Source organism: Actinomadura scrupuli (assembly GCF_050971785.1).
Taxonomy (GTDB): Bacteria; Actinomycetota; Actinomycetes; order Streptosporangiales; family Streptosporangiaceae; genus Actinomadura_E; species Actinomadura_E scrupuli.
On the sequence record NZ_JBPCCU010000006.1, the window covers coordinates 571,198 to 588,684 of the forward strand.

Here is a 17,487-nt window from a genome sequence, read left to right on the forward strand (position 1 = left end):
GGAGACTTGCACTCAGGAACCTCAGCGAATCATGGCATGTGGGCTGTATTCGCCGCCTGAGCTGGAAGATCCGACGTTTTCGCCCAGAGTCGCGGACCGCCTACTCTCCTACGTCAGGTAGGTGGGAGGGGGTTCGAGGACGTGAGCGCTGGCGAAACCCTCGGTGAGGGTTTGTCATCTGTCAGCCGGCGATGCCGGCGGCCTGCCGGGGATTGATGCGTACGGCGCCCTTGAAGTTCTGGAAGTACACCGGCTGAATCCGCACGACGGCGCCCCTGTGCGGCGCGGTGAGCATCCTTCCATCACCGAGATACAGCGCGATGTGCGAGATGCGGCCCGGAGCCGTCGGGTCGTGAGCCCAGATGAGCAGGTCACCAGGCTGGGCCTTACCGAACGGGATGATCCATCCGGCTCGGGCCTGGTCGGCGGCCACGCGCGGCAGCCGCACCCCGGCCCTGCCAAAGGCATACTGCAGGATGCCTGAGCAGTCGTATCCCCCTTCGGCATCGGACTCACCGCCCCAGACGTAAGGCATCCCGAGCTTCGACTGCGCGGCGCCTATCGCTACTTGGACCTGTTCTGCTGTGAGTACCTGTCCACGAGCGGTCGGCAGCATGCCTCTGCCGCTCTCCGGGACTGCCCCGGCTCTTAGGGGTTCGATCTTCGGGCTGAGAGTCACCGCTCTTGCCTGACGTGGCAGTACACCGCGCAGTTGGCGGCTCAGCTTGGCCAAGTCGGTCTTGGGTGCACTGATGAGCAGGGCGTTGCCGCTCGGCAGCCCGAGGCTTTGCGCCGTCCTGTGGGAGACCACGGCTTCGACATCTGCGATCCCCATCGTGGCGTATGCGCCTACTCGAGCCTGGGTCCGTCGCTGGCTGCCGCCGACTGTCACCTGACTTCCGAGTTGTACGCCGCCATCGGTGCCCATAGTGAAGGAGATCGCGATGTCTCCATCGGAGATGTTGCGCCACAGCCCATCGGATTCGGCCGTGGGCTTAGGCGTATAGCCACGGAAACTCGAGGGTTCGACACCGAGCAACCCGACGCGTTTGCCCGCGACGAGCGCCTGCGCCGCATCGACGATCTCGACGGCCCGCACTCCTTTGACCTGGCGCACTCTGCCTGCGAGGTCGGACGGGAGCGCGCTGGCTGCCGCGACCAGCAGATGGGGCATCAGGCGATGCCGCAGGGGCGCCACGACGGGTGACGATATCCGGGATTCTTGGGCGGCGGCGATGTACCGTGCATTCCTGTCGTGCGGCGTCGAGGGTCTCGAATTGTGAGCGAGTACGACGGCCACGTTGGCGACCAATGTCGTCACTAGTGCGACACCGATCACCGTCGGCAACACGCGATGGCTTGGCCTCTGCACAGCAGCCCTCCCTCATCACGTGCGGCCCAGCGCTCCCTCTTCGCGCAATCTGCCGATTTCCAGGGTGTCTACTATGCATTGTAGGAGGCTTGGGCGCTAGCCGGTGCTGGGGCGGGCGTACCACTGAACAGGCTCATCCAGGGGTGGATTAGCAGGTCACGGCTATCGCGGTGACCAGCCAGCCACTATCACGGATGGCGTGACGGCAGACAGCGCTGCGCTCATCCACGCAAGGCTGTGACCGCGAGTGTCCGGAGGTGCTGCCGTATTCAGGCGGAGGAGTCGGCATCCGGTTTGTCGGACGAGCTCAAAGCACCAAGAGCTCGTTGGGACAGAGCTTCTAGCAGCCGATGCGCGTCTGCCGGATCGATGCCTTGCGCGAACCGGGTCAGCGCGGGGCCATGATCAGGCAACACGGACAGGGCCTCCAGCATCAGCGACGCCACATGGTCTTCACGCCTCTGGGCCGGGCCGTACCTGTATGCGTTACCTTCCGGGGTCCTGACGAGCAGTTCCTTGCTCACCAGCCGGTCGGCCACCGTCTGAACGGTTGTATAGGCCAGAGCCCGATCTCCCCGGGCGTTGACACGTTCTCTCAGCTCGCGGATCAACAACGGCCTCTCCGCGGCCCAGAGCACATCCATGATCAGGCGCTCAAGCACACCCTTGCTCGTCATGCTCCCCGCCACCCCTCGCCCTGCCGCCCGGCCGGCCAGCGCTCCGGCCCCTGCAGGACCTGAGATCCCATCCAATGTAGTAGAACGGATCGGTGGTTGCGGCTGCAGCCATTGCCGAACTTGCTTCGAGTCCGCTGCGTGCTTGCTGCTGCCCTGGACGACCGATCCGATGGCTGCTACGGGCCCTTCAGTGGGCCCATGATCCCGTGACGGGCTCCCTGGACGTCAAGCGCTAGATTCGCGGGTTTTGCCCACATTAGTGGCGTAACGGAGCCCATCCTCCTATGTTCTGTAGGAGACATCGCTCCGTGCTCTCGTCGGGAGCAGCGATGGCACCGCCGAATCCTGAGAGCCTCACCGCTCAAGGGAACCGGGGACCCAGTGTCACCTGGGGCGAATCCGCCCGATGACGAGCGGTAGGGCGACTCTGGCCCGAACCCGTCGGCTAACCCGGTAGGCGGCATGGGAGAGGGCCTTGCGTGGATCGACAACTGCACCGAACCGCATCTCACGCGGTGGCCAGGTGGACCTCAGCCGCCGTCATCGCCGTCTCATTGGTCGGTTTCCTTCCGGCGGTATCGGCGGACGCCGAGCCCAAACCCTCTCGCAAGGAGCTGACCGCCAAAGAGAAACAGCTAGCCGATCAGCTCGAGAAGTTGACCGAGCAGTACAACGGGCTGCAGGTCCGCCTCAAGCAGGCCCAGAGAGCCTCGAAGATCGCCGCGGACAATGCTAGGAGCCAGCAGCAGAATCTGGAAACGGTGCGGGTGAAGGTCGCCCAACTGGCCGCGGAGAGATACAAGAACGGTGGCCTGGATCCCGCGGTACAGCTTGCAGCCTCCCGGGACCCCCAAAAGATGCTCGACCAGTCGGCGACCCTCAACTACTTCACCTCGAAGGGCAGCGACCAGGTCCGGGTACTGTTCCAGACTTTGCAGGCCACGTCGCGGGCGCAGAAGGCCGCGCAGGACCGGGCCGAGCGCGTGAACACGCTCGGTAAGCAGGCTGAGCAGAAGCTTCAGACTTTGCGTACTGAGCTGAAGAAGGTCAAGGGCAAGCTCGGCGAATCGACGACCGGTGTTGTTGGCGGCCCGGCACCGAACGTTGCCCCGGGCGGGGCGTCGGCCAAGGCGTTGGGCGCCGTACGGGCGGCCCTGGCCAGGCTTGGTACTCCGTACTCCTGGGGCGGTGGCAATGCCAAGGGCCCCAGCTACGGCATCGCGCAAGGCGCGAACATCAAGGGCTTCGACTGCTCAGGGCTGACGCTCTACGCCTACGCGCAGGTCGGTGTCAGCCTGCCGCACTACACGGGCGACCAGTTCAATTCGGGCGTACGTGTCACCAAGGCGCAGCTCAGGCCGGGTGACCTGGTGTTCTTTTACTCTGACCTGCATCACATGGGCATGTACATCGGTAACGGCAAGATGGTCCACGCTCCGCAGACCGGCGACGTTGTGAAGACCAGTTCCATCGAAGGTCGGCCATTCGCCGGTGGCGTACGCGTTGGCTGATGTCGGCCACTGATGAGGAAGCTGACCATAGTCCCAACGTCGGCCGCCCGACCCAGCACGTACACGGTGGTCTCGGGGTCCATCGTCAGCAGCACCATGAGGGGCCGGCCAACCGGAACCCAGGGCTCACCGGCTCACCGGCTGCCTAGCCCAGGGCCTTCGAACGCCGCTCCCCAAGCTTCGTACGCGAGGTTCGCACCGTTCCTGCTGAGGAACGCAGTGACCCGATCCCGGCCGACAGCGAGTAATTGTCAAGAGTTGTGGATCGCTGGACTTGGTGTTCTGAGCTGAGCTGCGATGGTGGGCTGCTGGTGGCGCAGGGTGAACAAGCCGGGCTGGATCTCGGTGACCAGTCAGAGGCCGACCGGGCACTGACGAGCCGGAGGCGGTCAGGCCGTGACTGGCTGTATCTCCTGGGCGGCCCGGGCGTCGTAGGCGTCGCGGGAGTTCAGGACGGCATTGATGTTCTCCTCGGACCAGGTGCGGATCGCGTGCATCAGCGCGGTGACGCTCTCGCCCAGCCCGGTGGCCGCGTATTCGACCTTTGGTGGAATGGTCGGGTAGACCGTGCGGGTGACCAGGCCGTCCCGCTCCAGGGTGCGTAGGGTCTGGGTGAGCATCTTCTGGGTGATGCCGTCTAGGCGGCGCCGCAGCTCGCCAAAGCGCATCGGGCCGCCGGACAGTGCGCCCATGACCAGCATGGTCCACTTGTTGGCGAGTACGTCCAGGATCTGGCGGGAGGGGCAGGCGGCCAGATAGGCATCCGCGCCGCCGTAGAAGCGCAGGTTGTCAGTAGTACCCATGAGGTACCTATATACCTTTGAAGTGCCTTCTGTTCAATGGGTACCGGCCTGCCGAGGATAGGGGCATCCCAAGCGACTCTCTGAACAGGAGTACATGACGATGCGCGCGATCACCCAGAAGACCTTCGGCGGCCCCGAGGTGCTGGAGCTCGTCGACGACGCACCCAAGCCAGCACCTGGACCGACGCAGGTGCTGGTCGCAGTCAGGGCGACCAGCGTCAACCCCGTGGAACTGTTCATCCGCTCCGGCGCCTTCCTGTTGCTGGGCGAGCCGCCTTTCGTCCTTGGCTGGGACATCTCCGGGGTGGTCGAGCAGGTCGATCCGGGTGTGCACCGGTTCAAGGTCGGCGACGAGGTCTACGGGATGCCGTACTTCCCGGCCGCGGCCGGGGCGAACGCTGAGTACCTGGTCGCCCCCGCGCGGCAGCTGGCTCGCAAGCCCGCAGGGATCAGCCACGAGGAGGCCGCGGCGCTGCCGCTGGTCGGCCTGACCGCCTGGCACGCACTGGTGGAGATCGCGCAGCTGCGGCCAGGGCAACGGGCACTGATCCACGGTGCGGGCGGCGGGCTCGGGCACGTCGCGGTGCAGCTGGCCAAGCACCTGGGCGCGGAGGTGGTCGGCACGGCGAGCGTGGGCAAGCACGACTTCCTGCGCGGGTTGGGTGCGGACCAGCTGATCGACTATCGGACCCAGGACTACACCGAGGTGCTCCGGGACGCGCCGGTGGACGTGGTGTTGGAGACCCTGGGCGGCGGGAACGCCGAGCGTTCCTTCGGCGTGCTGCGGCAGGGTGGCGTGCTAGTGACGGCGGTGGAGCGGCTTAGCACCACCCTGCCGGAGCTGGCGGAGCAGTCCGGCATACGCTTCGCGGCGGTCGGCGTGGAGCCGGACCCGGCCGGCCTGGAGGCACTGACCGAGCTGGTCGAGGCGGGGAGGCTGCGAGTGCACTTGCAGCAGGTCTTCCCGCTGGAGAGGTTGGCCGAGGCGCACGAGGTGCTGGCTGCCGGCGGCGTGCAGGGCAAGCTTGCGATCACGGTCTGAAGGGATCGTGTGATGTGTGATCAGGCAGCGGCGTCCTCCCGCCGCTCGACCAGGACGCCGTTCTCGAACCGGGCGCCGGAACGGACCAGGGCGACCAAGTGGGCGCCGGTGATCGCCCGCCAGCGGGCCTGGGCGGACTCGACCAGCTTGAACACCATCGCGAGAGCAGCGGCTGGGCTGCCGGCCCCGCGGGTGACCTTGGTACGGAGCTTGACCGTGGAGAAGGTCGACTCGATGGGGTTCGTGGTGCGCAGGTGGATCCAGTGCTCGGCCGGGAAGTCGTAGAAGGCCAGCAGTTCCTCCCGATCCTCGGTGATCTTCGCGACGGCCTTGGGGAACTTGGCACCGTAGGTCTTTGCGAACGCCTCGATCGCCTTCTCCGCGTGCGCGCGATCCTCGGCGTTGTAGATCTCCTGCATTGCCTTGGTCGCGCCTGACTGCGCGGACTTCGGCAGGGCGTTCGTGACGTTCTGGGATTTGTGGACCCAGCACCTTTGATGCCGGGCGGCCGGGAACACCTCGGCCAGGGCCTTCCACAGACCCATCGCGCCGTCGCCGACGACCAGCTCGGGGTCGCACATGCCGCGCCGTCGGCAGTCGCGCAGCAGGTCGGCCCACGACTCGGCGGACTCGCGCAGGCCCTCGGCCAGTGCGATCAGTTCCTTGGTGCCGTCCAGCCGCACCCCGAGCAGAACCAGCACGCAGGAGTGGGCCTGCCCGAGCCGCACCTTGGGGTGCACCCCGTCGGCCCACACGTACACGAAGTCGCGGTCGGACAGGTCGCGCTGCTGGAAGGCGGCGTGGTCGTCGCTCCACTGCTTGGTCAGTCGGGTCACGGTCGCCGGCGACAAGCCCGCTGCTGAGCCGAGGAACTGCTCCAGCGCGGGCACGAAGTCCCCTGACGACAGGCCGTGCAGGTAGAGCAGCGGGAGGACCTCGGACACCTTCGGGGACTTGCGGCACCACGGCGGCAAGATCTTGGAGGAGAACCGCCGCCGTTCCCCGGTCTCCTCATCGATGCGGCGGTCGTTCACCCGGGGCACCTTGACCTCGACCGGACCGGCGGCGGTGGTCACGGTGCGGGGCTGGTGATGGCCGTTGCGGACCACAAGGCGGCGGCCTCCCCCGTCCGTCTCGGCCGCCAACTCGGTGCTGGCCGGGATCGGGGCATCAACTACGTGGGCCTTGTCGTCAAGGACAACGGCGACGGAACGATCCAGAGCGTGGAGAAAGAACACGACCGCGCCCTGCGAGCCACCTGCGTGTGGGTCCCCGGCTCCGTGCTATGGCGGAGTTAGCAGGGCAGAGGTAGGTAGGCCATGCTTGTGCCAAGGATGACCACCGGACCGGCTACAGCGCTAATGGCGGTTGCCCGTGCGAGGAAGCGAGAGCCTCGGGGCGCCGGCGATCCAAGCCGCTCCAATCGCTGATTTAGCGGCGGCTTGGATGCAGAGCCGATCGCCCCCAGAGCTCCAGAAGGGCTTGGGCTCTGGGAAAGTTTCTGTAGAGCGCTGATCAGTGCCTGGGGTCCGAAACGCGCGGCGGCCGCGTCATCCGCCGCCATCTCGAGGAGAACCGGAACTCTGTCATGAGCACGCCCGGTGATTGGCAGGTATGGAACTGCGGCGTGCATGAGGTCGAGGAGGAGAAGTATCAGGTGGTGTCGCCGCTGAAGATGGGCACGCTCGTGCGCTAGAACTGCGCTCAGTTCGCGAGTCTCCAATCGTTGCAGAGCCCCACTGCTCACTACGATGGGCCGGTGGCGTGCGGGGATGCAATAGGCCACTGGTATGGGGTGGTCCAGGACAAGGACGTCGTCGTGTCTTTCATTCTTGTGCGCGACGAGTTCCAGCATCTCTCGATGCCGTCGACGATGCAGAATGGTTCGCCATAGCCGTGGGACGCCATGAGCCAGCCTGGCGTAGCAGATCGAGACCAGGACAAGGCTGCCCAAGGAGGCGATCATCAAGCCAGCGTGACCGTGATGGGGCAAACAGTTGGTCAGCCACTCAACAAGATCATGACCAGGAGTCGGCGGCGACAGCAGTGCCAACACGATCAGCGCACTGAGTGCCGCATAGGTTCCCGCGAGTGTTCCCAACCAACAGGTCACGGCGGAACTTGGATGTGCCGACATCCACCGGGCCCGACCGAGAACCGGTACGACCAAGATGCCCAACACGATCACTACGCCTGTCAGCACCATCGCTACGGTCAGCATGCCTAGTCACCCCAGGTGAGGTGGTCGGCCGTTCGCAGTAGAGGAGACTCGCCTAGTTGCTTCAGGTGGTGGACGAGCTGGGCCGACACGGCTCTGGGGCCACCTTCGCGGACTCGTAGAGGACCGTTGACCGCGCATGCCACGCCCTTGATCGTCTGCCTCCATGAACCTGTCAGACCGGACACGGAACCTCCTTACGCGGACGCTTCATTGTGTCGCATGACCGCAATGGTCGAGCGGCCCTCCGCGCACTCGTTCGAACGTTTCGGCTGCTGGCCTTTCGCGCAGCCCGTCGACTATGTGGTCAGGCCATTGAGGACCAGGTCCATGACAGCATTGCGGGCGGTCTCGGCGTCCCAGTGATGGCCGGCCCGCAGGTGGATGTAGCCCCAGCCAGCGGTGTTGAACAGGACGGTCGCGGTGACTATGGGAGATACCTTCCGCAGTGACCCATCCGCCGCACCGTCCCGCAGAAGCCGTTCGAAGGGTTCGGCGAACACGTCAACCAGCAACGCATCGGGCCCTGGCCGGTGGAAGACCTCACCCTGGGCCAGGAACATTCCAGCCAGCAGATCCAGATGCTGATCCGCGGCCCCGCAGATGGCCTCCAACGCGGCGCGCAGTCGCTCGGCGGCCGTTCCGCTGCCCGTCAGCGCAGGCCAAATGGCCGCACGGTAGGTCTCGGCCGCTCGCACCGTCAATGCGGCGATGAGTTCTTCCCTACTGACCTTCCGGCGGAAGAATGTTGCCCGCGACATCCCGGCCGTCTCGGCGATCCGCTCCAGGGTCGTCTCGGCAAGCCCCCAGCGAGCGATGGCCCGCTCCGCCGCGTCGATCAGTCGAGGATCAAGCACCTCTTGACGTTGCATCACCATCTCATCATAGTTGAGACATGAGAGTCTCATGTTCGAGTCAAGGCAGTCTCAATCCAATCGAGGGCGCGTTGATAGCCTTGGCCGGGGGTGTGTCCCTGCTGGCGACGTACTGGGACGACGCCTGGCACATCGCGGCCGCGACAGCGCGCTGATCCCACCGCATCTGGCCCTGTACGGCTCGGTGGCAGCGGCCGGACTGATCGTCGTCAACTGGGGACTCCGGGCGCTGATCCGTTCCCGTTCGCTGTCGGCGGTTTTGCGGCATCCGCCGCTCCTGCTGGTCGGCCTCGGTGGCTCGTTCACCCTGGCCTCGGCACCGGTCGACGCTGCCTGGCACGCGGCCTACGGACGGGACGCCGTGCTGTGGAGCCCGCCACACATGCTCATCATCCTGGCTTCCACGACGATGGCGATCGGCGTCCTTGCTGGACTCCGGCCGACCCGGACAGGAATCGTCGAGACCGCTGTTGCGGCGCTGGTGCTGGGCAGCCTGACCATGGCGGTAGTGGAGTACGACACCGACGTGCCACAGTTCCAGGAGGTGTTCTACCTCCCGGTATTGCTCGGCACAGCAGTCTTCGCCGCCGCCGTTGTTCAGAAGCTCATCCCACGGCGGTATGCAGTCACCGGGATGGTCGCCATCTATGGCGCCGCGCGTCTGGTCATTGCGCTCACGCTGTGGGGGCTCGGACACAGCGCCCCTGACATGCCAATGGCGATCCTAGGGCTGGCCGCCATGGATCTGCCATTGCGTACCAGCAGGTTCCGCTTGGCTGCGGGTGCGGCCGGTGTGTCCCTCCTGGCGTGGGCTGCGGCCGTCCTGGGCATCTCAAGCCTGCATCCGGGTGCCATCGGTATGGTCGCGTTTCCGACCCTGCTGTTGTTCGCCGCCTTGCTCGCGACTGGACGACGGCAATCCAGAGCGCTCGAAACCACCGCCGTGCTCCTCGCGGCGGCCGTGCTCGCTCTGGAGCCCGCATCGCCCGCCCGTGCACATGATCCTGGGCAAGGAACGCCCATAGCCTCGGCTCTGTTCACCGTGACCACCGATCAGGCGGGCTTGGTGCAACTCATAGTCGGGCCCTCGTCGGATTGCGACCAGTTTGCACCGCAGCGAGTTGTCGCGCGCCGTGCCGGTCAAACGATGGCCGCTCCGTTGATCGCGGTCGGGGGCTGCCGGTTTTCCGGCGTCCTTCGTTTGCCGCGGACAGGGCGATGGTTCGTCTACGCCGACTTCATGCTCTCCGGTCGGCCCGCTGAGGGATGGCTGCCTGTCCTGTCCAACCGAGCGGGTGTGACGACGAAGACAGGTCAGCTCTACCGGCCGGCAGAGCAGCAGGGAGTGTCGGCCGGTGAGATCGGCTCAGGTGTCGCTATTTACGCGTCCGGTCTGTTACTGCTCGGACTGGCGTTGCATCTGATTCGGCGGGTGCCCCATCAGCCTGGTGGACCGACCTAAGACATACCGTGTTGGCCTGTGAACGTCATCGGCCACTGGCGCAGAGCCAGTCGTGGGCGTGATGGTCCGGATCAGAGCCTGCAGGACTTCGGGCCGGTTCCGTTCGCGCGATGGAGGCCGACCAGGCGTTGCGGTAGCTACGGCTGCGACGCCGCACGCTGTTGGTGCTGCTTACGCCGCCCGTACCGGGTCATGCCGGCGAGTGGCATTGAGGCCTGTGCACTTCCGAAGGGAATGCGCCTGAGTGATCCTCTGGCCGATCGGCAGACTACTGAGACTGATGCGAAAAACGGACAGCTTTGAGATAAACGCGACATCTAGGTGGCCGTTCTCCTACACTCTGTAGGAGTCATCGCCTGGCGCTCCCCCCGAGCAGCGGTGGCACCGCCGAGTCCGGGGCCTGCGAAGGTGTGCCCGGGATCCGGGGACCCAGCGTTACCTGGGGTGAATCCGCTCAGCATCGAGCGGTAGGGCGTAACTCCTCGCCCGAACCCGTCAGCTAACCCGGTAGGCGGCGAGGAGAGGAGTCGTGCGTGCCGCGTACGCGCCCTGGAGCTGTCCGTTCGTATCTGTCCCGCGTTGGCCGGGTGTCCTTGGCCGGGGTCATGGTGGGTGCCGCGATCGCCGTGGTTCCGGTGAGCTCGGTGGCTGCGGAACCGAAGCCGACTCGCAAAGAGCTGACTGCTCAGGAGAAGAAGCTCGCCGATCAGCTCGAGAAGATGACCGAGCAGTACAACGGGCTGCAGGTTCGTCTCAAGCAGGCGCAAAAGGCGGCCAAGTCCGCTGCCGATGGTGCCAGGGCACAGCAGCGGAGCTTGGAGACGGTGCGGCTGAAGGTTGCCCAGATGGCGGCTGAGAGCTACAAGAGCGGTGGCCTGGACCCTGCTGTGGCGCTTGCCGGCGCGAAGGACCCGCAGGCGCTGCTGGACCAGTCGGCCACGTTGAACTACTTCACCTCCCAAGGCAGCACTCAGGTTCGCGACCTTCTGCAGGTCCTGCAGGCGAGCACCCGCGCGCAGAAGGCCGCCCAGGACCGCACCGCCCAGGTCAAGAGCCTGAGCCGGGCCTCCCAGCAGAAGCTGACCGACATCCGGAGTGCGCTGAAGAAGGTCCGCGGAAAGCTTGGTCAGTCGACGGCCAGCGGTGGCCCGGCTCCTAACGTCGCACCCGGGGGCGCCTCTGCTAAGGCGATGGGAGCCGTCCGGGCGGCGCTGGCCCGCCTCGGAACCCCCTACTCCTGGGGCGGCGGTGGCCCGAACGGGCCCACCTACGGTGTCGCCCAAGGCAGCAACATCAAGGGTTTCGACTGCTCCGGGCTGACGCTCTACGCCTACGCGCAGGTCGGCATCAGTCTGCCGCACTACACCGGCAGCCAGTACAACTCCGGAGTGCACGTCACCCGTGCCCAGCTCCGCCCTGGTGACCTGGTCTTCTTCTACTCCGACCTGCACCACATGGGCATGTACATCGGCAACGGCAATATGGTCCACGCGCCCCAGACCGGTGACGTCGTCAAGATCAGCCCCTTGTCCGGTCACCAATGGGCCGGCGCCGTCCGGGTCGCTTGACCGAGGCTGCCTCCGATGTTCCTCCCGGCCCTGAGGTCTGTGAGCAGTTCTCCTAGAGTTGGCTCTATGAACGGCCGTCGTTCTCAGCAGTTGCCCTTGCGGATAGCGCTGGGCGGCCTGCTGCTGGGAATGCTGTTCGCGGGCCTGCTGGCGATGCACGGGCTGCAGGCTTCCACGCCAATCGATATGGCCGGCATCCCCGTCGCGGGCATGAACACAACGGGGATGCACCATCCGGCTGGCACAGGCTCGGCGGCGACCACACGGACGACAGGTACAGGCTCGACGGGCGCCGCACAGGGCGACCATGAGCATCACGCGCCGGCACCATCTGGTCCCGCACCCGACCATCAGCACCCAGGCGGCCAGATCTGCCTGGCCCTGCTGATCATGGGCTTTGTGCTGGCCCTGCTGGCACAGAGGATCGTTGGCCGCCGTGAGCGGCCGTCATCGCTCGTCCGGCGGACTGCGCGGCTGCTCGTGCGGTGCGGGCGGCCACCACCCTCGATCTACCAGCTGGCCGTGTTGCGGCTGTGACAGGGACACCCGGCGCATCAGGCCGGGTTCCTGCCTCTGTCATGTCCCACCACGGAAGGTCCAGCATGAAACGCCTTGTCACCTTGTTCATCGTGCCCGTCGCGGCGCTCACCCTCGCCGCCTGCGGAAGCGACCACGACTCCATGTCGGGCCACTCGATGAACACCAGCTCCGCTCCGGCGGGCGGAGCGACCGCGCCCGCCGCCGGCCAGCACAACGATCAGGACGTCACGTTCACCCAGATGATGATCCCGCATCACCAGCAAGCCATCGAGATGGCCAAGATCGCCAATACCCGAGCGTCGATGAAGGAGGTCAAGACGCTCGCCACCACCATCGAAGGCGCCCAGGGACCGGAGATCGAGAAGATGACCGGCTGGCTCAAGACCTGGGGCGCCCCCACGACCATGCCGTCGATGGAAGGCATGCCGGGCATGGATCACGGCCAGGGCATGATGAGCGGCGCCGAGATGAAGCGCCTCGGAAAGCTCTCGGGCATGGCCTTCGACAAGGCCTTCCTGCAGATGATGATCAAGCATCACCAGGGTGCCGTCGCCATGGCCAAGACCGAGCAGGCCCAGGGCCAGTTCCCCGACGCCAAGACCTTGGCCTCAACCATCGTCACCTCGCAGACGGCCGAGATCGCCACCATGCGGAACCTGCTCAAGGGCATGTGACCAGTCCCACGTAGACCCGCCACCCTGAGGTGGCGGGTCTGCGTGACGAGTGGGCTGCCACATGAGTTCTCATCCCTCTGGCAGTCAACCGTATGCGTTCCGGCGCAGGCAACTGGTTCAGGTGTCCGGCTGTGCATGCGCACGACCCACACCGCCACGCCGACCAGCAATGTCCAGGTCACTGTGGTTCCGGCCCGGCTGCCGTGGCCACGTGGTTTGATCGCCATGGTTGATGCGGCCGGTGCCCGCATCATCGCTGGCTCGGCGTCACCTGAGGGTGGGTTGAGCGTGGGAGGCCCCGCCGAGCTCGGCGCGACCTCCATGCTTGCGTAGAGCGGTGCGTCGCGAACAGGACTGTCTGAATTGCGGGCGGTGATCGCCCTGCGCAAACCGGGCGTCGATGCTCTCGCCGTCATCTGGCGGATTAACCGGTTCTAAGAGGCACAGGCCGTCCCTATCGCTTCCGCGCTCGCCTGAGGATCAGCATGCGGTTACCGACGAGGAGGGTCCTCGATGAGGCTCTCGCCGATGCCGGCATCCAGATCGTGGTGGTGCGGGGGGTGCGGCTGGCGGGGGTGACCAGTGTGCTGGCCCAAGCCGCCCAGTCCGTGCTCGGCGGGCACCGGGTGGTCGGTGTCGTCGACGACCCCCGCATCCGCCTGGCCGACATGCTCGACCACGCCCGCCCCTGGGCCGGGCTTGCAGATGGCACAGGGGTGGTGTTGTGGCTGGACGCCATGATCCCAGGCCGCTACATCGAGCTCGCCACCATCGACCTGGCGCAGTTGCCTAGGGCCTGCGGATCCTGGGCACTGTCGACTCCGGTGAACTGGCAGTCGCGGACATCTTCGCCAAGGCGATCGACGAGGCGGCGTAGGAAGGCCCTGTTAACAAGGGTGTTGGCAAAACGCCCCTCGCGACGATCACGCGGGAGGCGTTTCTGCTGGTCAGACGAAGCGCAGCCGGAGGGATTCGAACCCCCAACCTCTTGATCCGTAGAAGAATCACGACCGTCCACAGCTGTCCATGACGGTCCTCGGGGTCTGCTCGTGGGGCGTGTCTGCCGCCGTCTGATCCATGGCCGTTCACGGGCGTCCAGGGTTGGTGTTAGCACTGCCGTTAGCAGTCTCGCCCGGTGAAGATCACGCGTTGAGCGGTCAGATTCGGGTGGGCTGTGTACCCGGCGTCGAGCCATACGGCTTGGGTGTGTTTCGGATCGCTGCCCCACCAAGCCGGATGATCATGGGCGCTGCGGGGGAGTTGCGCTCCGATCACGCTGGCGACTTCGGCGTAAGTCATCTCGATTCTTGGTCGGCCGTCTGCGCGGAGATGACGCTCCAGCCGTTGGTACTGCTCGCGTCGGACCATGCTCCTATCGTCGGCGATCGGCGGGACTTGCGGCTAGCCTCGGAAAGAACAGAACGCCTGCAGATCTGCCGGCTCTGCCCTACCTAGGTTCGGGCCTAGAGCCGCCGCACTCGAAGGAACGGCCCTCTACCAGCCGAAACGCTGAGGAGGGCCGTTCTTGTATTTCGCCGTTAGTCCCTGCGAGTAACCGCCTCATCGGGCACGCTGGGCACGCGATTCCAGGTCGCCACCGGTCGGCTGGTGTTGCCGTCAGCGTCGCGTGGCTTCCGAGGAAGTCGGCTCCAGAGGGCGTTGGTAACGCCGCCGCTCTTCTAAACCAGCTTTTCGCGCGCCATAATCGGGACATGTGGGCCTGGATCATTCTTGCGGTGATCGTTGCCGCCCCTGTGTTGATGCTGTTGTGGGTGCGGGCCCGTCCGGATGCGTTCCGCGCCAAGATCCCACGTGACGCTGACGGCGACTGGCTGGCAGCTACATTCGGTCTGACCGCTGGTCAATGCGCCGAGGTACGCATCACCGTCTTGGAAGGCGAGATCGTCGACCCTGACGAACTCCGCCCGGCTGCCGTCGCCTATGCCAGACGACTTCAGGAGCGCCGTTCTTGGGAGAGGTGGATCCGCTGGAACAAGATCCGGCGAGCGGAGTTGGGCAACCTTAATGCGGCGCCGGGCCCCTCGCCTCGGCGCCAAGCTATCGAACGCATACCGTGGTTTTTGCCTTGATCTAAGCCAAATGGCGGCAGCGACGTCGATACGTCACACTGCGGGCATACGCGAACACCTAGACCAGACCATCGGCCGGTGATCGTCGCGCATCCTCCATCGCTCGGGCGGGGGGATCCGGATGTTCCAGCTCAGCTTGAACCCTCCGACCCACAACAGACGAACCGCGCTCTACGACTGACAATGACCTCTTCTTCCCGAACTTTGCGCGGCCCCAAGGTCGGGCGCTGGTGGTGCTGGTCGGGAGTGTGTTGGTGTGCGGTCCGGTGAGGTGGTGTGCGGTGGTGTTGCTGTACTTCGGTGCTGTACAGCAATCAAGGGCTCTTCTCCTGAGCGCGGCATGGGGCCACGACTTGGCCATGGAAGCATGGGCCTGTGACGAATGATCAGAACGCTCATGAGCATGCCATGGTCTGGGCCGGTGACAAGCCGGATGGGCAACCGGTCCATGAGGTGGTGCCCGTGGAGCGGCTTCCTGATGGGCGATACAAGATCGTCGGCACACCCGCGATGGTCCTGGGATGTGCCGCCGGCGACATCGTGGTGTTCGACCAGAACAAGCGGGTCCAGGTGCTCCAGCGGGGCGGCAACTTGGCAGTGCAGGCGTTCCCCGTTGTCGAACTCGTGCCCACGGATGTTGGTCGACTGCGTGAAGCGATGACTCCCTTGGGCGGGCTGGTGGAATCGCCGCCCGATCTACGGTTCGTCGTTGTGACCGTTCCTGTGACCGCAGGCTTTCCTCGCGTTGAGTCGATCATGGATGAATGGGCCGCCGAGGCGAACGCCAACTGGTGGTACGGGAACGTCGAAGACGATGAGGGTGCCTTGCTGAACTGGTGGTAACCCGCCGCGGTACGGAGCCGCTTCGTCCGGAGCGCTCGTTCGCGCGAACGGCAGGATGGCGTGCGAACGAGCGCTCTGGCTCGCAGGGTTCGGGGGCGGCGTGCCGCCCGAGTCGCGCACGCTCAAACCGTCCGGCCGGACGATGGAAGGTGGCGCGGACCCGTGACTGGCTGGCGGTGGTCGGGGCTGGCTGCGTTGTGATGGGCGGTCGTCCGCCCCGGCGGCCGAGGTTGCGCCCACCGCACCCTGATACCAAACGGCTCAATTCGGCAGCACTGGCCACCGGATTAGAAGAAGGATCACGATCGTCCATGGCCGTCCACAGCGGTCCTTGGATCCTGCTCACGGCGCGATTGGACTGTCGCTCAGTCCACAGGCGTCCATGATCGTCCAGGCTTGGCGTTAGCATCCGGGTTAGCAGCCTGGTGCCCATGGAACTGAGATGTTCGAGGGCAACCTCGACCCGTACCGCAGGGCCGGCCACGGCCCGAGGAGCGGAAGCGAGGGCGGCAGCGGGAGCCCCCGGCCCGGATGGTGCCAAACCACTCACGGCGACCGTCTTGAACATCAGCTGATGATCGACCGCTTTCGGTCGGCGGATACTACGGGCGCTGCCACTCGATTCATGCGCTGGCCCAGTCTCGATCGTTCGGCGGCGCAGGGGGCATGTGTATCCGTGTGAAACCGGTCGATGTACGCCGGGGACACTGCTACGCCCGCGAACGGAATGAGCCGAACGTGCACGTGAGATGTGAGATGTGAGATGTGCGAGCCTCATAGCCATGTATATCGAGGCGCACATCTCGCTGGTCTGCACCTATGACAGCGACGCCGACGCGGCCTACATCTACCTTGACCCTCCCATCCCACCTGCAGCAGTCGAGCGGACCGTGACGTTCGATGTCGAGCGCGGCATGTTCAACCTCGACCTCAACTCCGACGGGCATGTCCTGGGCCTGGAGATCATCAGCGCCCGCGAGCGCCTACCACCCGTTCTTCTACGGGCGCTACTCGACCACGAGGGCGATACCAAAGACACTCAGTGATCGTTTTGCCGGGACTGCCGTTCAGCAGGCGTCGCCAAATCTAGGCGCATGACATGGCCGGGCGGCCGGGGTGGGTCGGCCCGGAGAGGCCGCATGCCCGGCCCGGACCGACCGGCTGCGCACGCGACAGCGGGTGCCTTGAAACCGTAGAGAAACTTCTCATCCAGCGGGTACGAAAGTCGCTGTCCTGTCCCGGGACATGCTTGACACCTCTGTCCCATCACATGCTTGACGGGTGCTTGATCGGTTTTGCTGTCGTGCGTCGTTTGCGGGCGTGGTGCGGCAGGGAGGCCGGGATTGGCCCTGGTGGAGTTGTCTGTTGTCGAGCAGCGGTATCGGGCGGTGCTGGAGGTCGAGGCGGGGGTGCCGGTGACCGAGGTCGCTGTCCGGGCGGGGGTGTCGCGTCAGAGCGTGCATGCCTGGTTGAAGCGGTATCGGGAGTCGGGTCTGGCGGGTTTGGGTGAGCGGTCCAGGCGGCCGGGTTCGTCTCCGGGTCAGATGCCGGGGCGGGTTGAGGTGGTGGTGTGTGAGCTGCGGCGGGAGCATCCGCGGTGGGGTCCGTTGCGGATCGTTCATGAGGTGGGCCGGCTGGGGCTGTCACCGGTGCCGTCGCGGATGGGTGTGTATCGGGCGCTGGTGCGTTCGGGCTTGATCGAGCCGGGCCGGCGTAAGCGCAGGCGGGAGGATTACCGGCGGTGGGAGCGGGATGCTCCGATGGCGTTGTGGCAGATGGACATCGTTGGTGGGGTGTGGTTGGCGGACGGCA

Annotated in this window: 17 protein-coding genes, 1 pseudogene and 2 riboswitches; of the genes and pseudogenes, 10 read left to right on the plus strand and 8 right to left on the minus strand. The window is 65.6% G+C overall.

Annotation, left to right across the window (positions count from 1 at the left end; genetic code table 11):
* Positions 1-181: 181 nt before the first annotated feature.
* Entirely contained in the window at positions 182-1,198 is a 1,017-nt protein-coding gene (locus ACRYCC_RS28245) for a C40 family peptidase (RefSeq protein ID WP_433816732.1), read from the minus strand.
* A gap of 443 nt (positions 1,199-1,641) precedes the next feature.
* Positions 1,642-2,049, minus strand: a complete 408-nt coding sequence (locus ACRYCC_RS28250; RefSeq protein WP_433816733.1) for a BlaI/MecI/CopY family transcriptional regulator — start codon at positions 2,047-2,049, stop codon at positions 1,642-1,644.
* A 326-nt stretch (positions 2,050-2,375) separates the two neighbouring features.
* Positions 2,376-2,525: riboswitch (cyclic di-AMP (ydaO/yuaA leader) on the plus strand.
* Between the two features lie 3 nt (positions 2,526-2,528).
* Here ACRYCC_RS28250 and ACRYCC_RS28255 point away from each other — a divergent pair.
* Positions 2,529-3,560, plus strand: coding sequence for a C40 family peptidase (locus ACRYCC_RS28255; RefSeq protein WP_433816734.1), 1,032 nt, complete (start codon positions 2,529-2,531; stop codon positions 3,558-3,560).
* A gap of 389 nt (positions 3,561-3,949) precedes the next feature.
* On the opposite strand, the gene ACRYCC_RS28260 is transcribed toward ACRYCC_RS28255, so the two are convergent.
* Positions 3,950-4,363 (minus strand): winged helix-turn-helix transcriptional regulator, encoded by a 414-nt coding sequence (locus tag ACRYCC_RS28260; RefSeq protein ID WP_433816735.1) that lies wholly within the window; start codon positions 4,361-4,363, stop codon positions 3,950-3,952.
* Between the two features lie 94 nt (positions 4,364-4,457).
* On the opposite strand from ACRYCC_RS28260, the gene ACRYCC_RS28265 reads away from it, so the two are divergent.
* Positions 4,458-5,405: an NADP-dependent oxidoreductase gene (locus tag ACRYCC_RS28265; RefSeq protein WP_433816736.1), complete on the plus strand. Its 948-nt coding sequence runs from the start codon at positions 4,458-4,460 to the stop codon at positions 5,403-5,405.
* A 20-nt stretch (positions 5,406-5,425) separates the two neighbouring features.
* Here ACRYCC_RS28265 and ACRYCC_RS28270 read toward each other — a convergent pair.
* From ACRYCC_RS28270 to ACRYCC_RS28280, 3 genes and pseudogenes are all read right to left on the minus strand, one after another.
* Positions 5,426-6,535: pseudogene (locus tag ACRYCC_RS28270) on the minus strand (IS256 family transposase); the annotation flags it as partial.
* A gap of 164 nt (positions 6,536-6,699) precedes the next feature.
* Positions 6,700-7,626, minus strand: a complete 927-nt coding sequence (locus ACRYCC_RS28275; RefSeq protein ID WP_433816737.1) for a M56 family metallopeptidase — start codon at positions 7,624-7,626, stop codon at positions 6,700-6,702.
* A gap of 296 nt (positions 7,627-7,922) precedes the next feature.
* A complete protein-coding gene (locus ACRYCC_RS28280; RefSeq protein WP_433816738.1) occupies positions 7,923-8,501 on the minus strand; it encodes a TetR/AcrR family transcriptional regulator in 579 nt (192 codons plus the stop codon).
* 28 nt (positions 8,502-8,529) lie between these two features.
* On the opposite strand from ACRYCC_RS28280, the gene ACRYCC_RS28285 reads away from it, so the two are divergent.
* The 4 genes from ACRYCC_RS28285 (at position 8,530) to ACRYCC_RS28300 (ending at position 12,742) form a co-directional block, all read left to right on the plus strand.
* Positions 8,530-9,960: a hypothetical protein gene (locus tag ACRYCC_RS28285; RefSeq protein WP_433816739.1), complete on the plus strand. Its 1,431-nt coding sequence runs from the start codon at positions 8,530-8,532 to the stop codon at positions 9,958-9,960.
* Between the two features lie 375 nt (positions 9,961-10,335).
* A riboswitch (cyclic di-AMP (ydaO/yuaA leader) is annotated at positions 10,336-10,489 on the plus strand.
* A gap of 58 nt (positions 10,490-10,547) precedes the next feature.
* Positions 10,548-11,528, plus strand: a complete 981-nt coding sequence (locus ACRYCC_RS28290; RefSeq protein ID WP_433816740.1) for a C40 family peptidase — start codon at positions 10,548-10,550, stop codon at positions 11,526-11,528.
* Between the two features lie 66 nt (positions 11,529-11,594).
* On the plus strand, positions 11,595-12,065 hold the full coding sequence (locus tag ACRYCC_RS28295; protein WP_433816741.1) for a DUF6153 family protein: 471 nt from the start codon (positions 11,595-11,597) through the stop codon (positions 12,063-12,065).
* 92 nt (positions 12,066-12,157) lie between these two features.
* Positions 12,158-12,742, plus strand: a complete 585-nt coding sequence (locus ACRYCC_RS28300; protein ID WP_433816742.1) for a DUF305 domain-containing protein — start codon at positions 12,158-12,160, stop codon at positions 12,740-12,742.
* 491 nt (positions 12,743-13,233) lie between these two features.
* Here ACRYCC_RS28300 and ACRYCC_RS28305 read toward each other — a convergent pair whose 3' ends face one another.
* Positions 13,234-13,422 (minus strand): hypothetical protein, encoded by a 189-nt coding sequence (locus ACRYCC_RS28305; RefSeq protein WP_433816743.1) that lies wholly within the window; start codon positions 13,420-13,422, stop codon positions 13,234-13,236.
* 439 nt (positions 13,423-13,861) lie between these two features.
* Positions 13,862-14,110 (minus strand): DUF7662 domain-containing protein, encoded by a 249-nt coding sequence (locus ACRYCC_RS28310; protein WP_433816744.1) that lies wholly within the window; start codon positions 14,108-14,110, stop codon positions 13,862-13,864.
* 344 nt (positions 14,111-14,454) lie between these two features.
* Here ACRYCC_RS28310 and ACRYCC_RS28315 point away from each other — a divergent pair, with 344 nt between their 5' ends.
* From ACRYCC_RS28315 to ACRYCC_RS28330, 4 genes are all read left to right on the plus strand, one after another.
* Positions 14,455-14,832, plus strand: coding sequence for a hypothetical protein (locus tag ACRYCC_RS28315; protein WP_433816745.1), 378 nt, complete (start codon positions 14,455-14,457; stop codon positions 14,830-14,832).
* A gap of 375 nt (positions 14,833-15,207) precedes the next feature.
* Positions 15,208-15,675 (plus strand): DUF4265 domain-containing protein, encoded by a 468-nt coding sequence (locus ACRYCC_RS28320; RefSeq protein WP_433816746.1) that lies wholly within the window; start codon positions 15,208-15,210, stop codon positions 15,673-15,675.
* 782 nt (positions 15,676-16,457) lie between these two features.
* On the plus strand, positions 16,458-16,721 hold the full coding sequence (locus ACRYCC_RS28325) for a DUF2283 domain-containing protein (RefSeq protein ID WP_433816747.1): 264 nt from the start codon (positions 16,458-16,460) through the stop codon (positions 16,719-16,721).
* A gap of 312 nt (positions 16,722-17,033) precedes the next feature.
* Positions 17,034-17,487: helix-turn-helix domain-containing protein (locus ACRYCC_RS28330; RefSeq protein WP_433816763.1), on the plus strand; the 454-nt coding region annotated here is incomplete at its 3' end.

Coding starts and splice junctions, on each gene's coding strand:
- ACRYCC_RS28250 (WP_433816733.1), bottom strand. CDS start 2,049: ATGACGAGCAAGGGTGTGCTTGAGCGCCTGATCATGGATGTGCTCTGG.
- ACRYCC_RS28260 (WP_433816735.1), bottom strand. CDS start 4,363: ATGGGTACTACTGACAACCTGCGCTTCTACGGCGGCGCGGATGCCTAT.
- ACRYCC_RS28265 (WP_433816736.1), top strand. CDS start 4,458: ATGACGATGCGCGCGATCACCCAGAAGACCTTCGGCGGCCCCGAGGTG.
- ACRYCC_RS28275 (WP_433816737.1), bottom strand. CDS start 7,626: ATGCTGACCGTAGCGATGGTGCTGACAGGCGTAGTGATCGTGTTGGGC.
- ACRYCC_RS28280 (WP_433816738.1), bottom strand. CDS start 8,501: ATGGTGATGCAACGTCAAGAGGTGCTTGATCCTCGACTGATCGACGCG.
- ACRYCC_RS28285 (WP_433816739.1), top strand. CDS start 8,530: ATGTTCGAGTCAAGGCAGTCTCAATCCAATCGAGGGCGCGTTGATAGC.
- ACRYCC_RS28295 (WP_433816741.1), top strand. CDS start 11,595: ATGAACGGCCGTCGTTCTCAGCAGTTGCCCTTGCGGATAGCGCTGGGC.
- ACRYCC_RS28310 (WP_433816744.1), bottom strand. CDS start 14,110: ATGGTCCGACGCGAGCAGTACCAACGGCTGGAGCGTCATCTCCGCGCA.
- ACRYCC_RS28315 (WP_433816745.1), top strand. CDS start 14,455: ATGTGGGCCTGGATCATTCTTGCGGTGATCGTTGCCGCCCCTGTGTTG.
- ACRYCC_RS28325 (WP_433816747.1), top strand. CDS start 16,458: ATGTATATCGAGGCGCACATCTCGCTGGTCTGCACCTATGACAGCGAC.